Here is a 1,386-nt window from a genome sequence, read left to right on the forward strand (position 1 = left end):
GGGACGAGGAACTTAGGTTCTGAAGCAATCGGAAGTGGTTCCAAGAAAAGCCTCTAAGCTTCAGTCATACGAGACCGTACCGCAAACCGACACAGGTGGGCGAGATGAGTATTCTAAGGCGCTTGAGAGAACTCGGGAGAAGGAACTCGGCAAATTGGTACCGTAACTTCGGGAAAAGGTACGCCCTTGTAGTTTGACCACTTTACTGTGGAAGGATGAACGGGTTGCAATAAACTGGTGGCTGCGACTGTTTAATAAAAACACAGCACTCTGCAAACACGAAAGTGGACGTATAGGGTGTGACGCCTGCCCGGTGCTGGAAGATTAAATGATGGGGTGCAAGCTCTTGATTGAAGTCCCAGTAAACGGCGGCCGTAACTATAACGGTCCTAAGGTAGCGAAATTCCTTGTCGGGTAAGTTCCGACCTGCACGAATGGCGTAACGATGGCCACACTGTCTCCTCCCGAGACTCAGCGAAGTTGAAATGTTTGTGATGATGCAATCTACCCGCGGCTAGACGGAAAGACCCCATGAACCTTTACTGTAGCTTTGCATTGGACTTTGAACCAATCTGTGTAGGATAGGTGGGAGGCTTTGAAGCGGGGACGCCAGTTCTCGTGGAGCCAACCTTGAAATACCACCCTGGTTTGTTTGAGGTTCTAACCTTGGTCCGTTATCCGGATCGGGGACAGTGCATGGTAGGCAGTTTGACTGGGGCGGTCTCCTCCTAAAGTGTAACGGAGGAGTTCGAAGGTACGCTAATTACGGTCGGACATCGTGATGATAGTGCAATGGCATAAGCGTGCTTAACTGCGAGACTGACAAGTCGAGCAGGTACGAAAGTAGGACATAGTGATCCGGTGGTTCTGTATGGAAGGGCCATCGCTCAACGGATAAAAGGTACTCTGGGGATAACAGGCTGATTCCTCCCAAGAGTTCATATCGACGGGGGAGTTTGGCACCTCGATGTCGGCTCATCACATCCTGGGGCTGTAGCCGGTCCCAAGGGTATGGCTGTTCGCCATTTAAAGTGGTACGTGAGCTGGGTTTAAAACGTCGTGAGACAGTTTGGTCCCTATCTGCCGTGGGCGTTGGAAATTTGAAGGGGGCTGCTCCTAGTACGAGAGGACCGGAGTGGACGAACCTCTGGTGTACCGGTTGTCACGCCAGTGGCATTGCCGGGTAGCTAAGTTCGGAAGAGATAACCGCTGAAAGCATCTAAGCGGGAAACTTGCCTTGAGATGAGATTTCCCAGAGCCTTGAGCTCTTTAAAGGGTCGTTCGAGACCAGGACGTTGATAGGCTGGGTGTGGAAGTGCAGTAATGCATTAAGCTAACCAGTACTAATTGCCCGTACGGCTTGTCCCTATAACCTTAGCAGGTTAT

1 rRNA gene is annotated in these 1,386 nt (G+C 51.1%); it reads left to right on the forward strand.

From position 1 onward, the window contains the following. Positions 1 to 1,368, forward strand: a 23S ribosomal RNA gene (locus V6M87_RS27160); the annotation flags it as partial. Between the last annotated feature and the right edge of the window lie 18 nt (positions 1,369 to 1,386).

It is taken from the genome of Massilia sp. S19_KUP03_FR1, from assembly GCF_036688685.1.
In the GTDB taxonomy this organism is placed as follows: domain Bacteria; phylum Pseudomonadota; class Gammaproteobacteria; order Burkholderiales; family Burkholderiaceae_D; genus JALYUM01.